The 688-nt window shown below is 66.1% G+C and carries 1 protein-coding gene; it reads left to right on the top strand.

Translation table 11 applies throughout. The features are described from left to right. On the top strand, positions 1-688 hold a 688-nt coding region (locus NS184_RS16305), incomplete at both ends, for a cytosine permease (protein WP_193750523.1).

The following is a 688-nucleotide window of genomic DNA, read 5'->3' as shown; positions in this document are numbered from 1 at the left end:
TTGGAATGTGTAGAGGAGACTGGATTCGGAGTGGGAACCACGCTCGTCGCCGGAGGGTTCATCGTCGGCGCGGTCATCACGCCCGACATGACCCGGTTCAACCGGTCGGTCGGGGACGTCGTCAAGCAGACCGCACTCGGCGTGACCCTCGGTGAGTACGTCATCGGCCTGGCGGGGGTGCTGCTCGCGCACGCTGTCGGCTCGTCCGACATCACCCGCGTGATCACGTCGAGCGTCGGCTGGGTCGGCATCCTCGTCATCCTGCTCGGCACGTTCAAGATCAACGACTGGAACATCTACAGCTCGAGCCTCGGCGTCACGAACTTCATCGACGTGGTCTTCGGTCGCAAGGTGAACCGCGGTGTCGTCACGCTCGTGCTCGGCATCGTCGGGTCGGTGCTCGCCGCGGTGGGCTTCCTGGACGCGTTCACGCCGTTCCTCATCGTCCTGGGAGTCGTGTTCCCGCCCATCGCCGGGATCATGGTCGCCGAGTACTTCGTCGTGAAGCGGTGGCGGCGCGAGCTGAGCGAGAGCGAGTCGCTGCCGGCCACGAGTCCGACCTGGGTACCCGCGACGCTCGTCATCTGGGCGCTCGCGGCGGTCGTCGGCTCCTTCGTCACCGTCGGCATCCCGTCGATCAACTCGGTCGTCGTCGCCTTCGTCCTCTACGTCATCGCCGGCAAGGCGG

The organism is Curtobacterium luteum (assembly GCF_001475545.1).
Lineage (GTDB): Bacteria > Actinomycetota > Actinomycetes > Actinomycetales > Microbacteriaceae > Curtobacterium > Curtobacterium luteum_A.
This window is presented reverse-complemented; position numbering and strand designations above follow the sequence as displayed.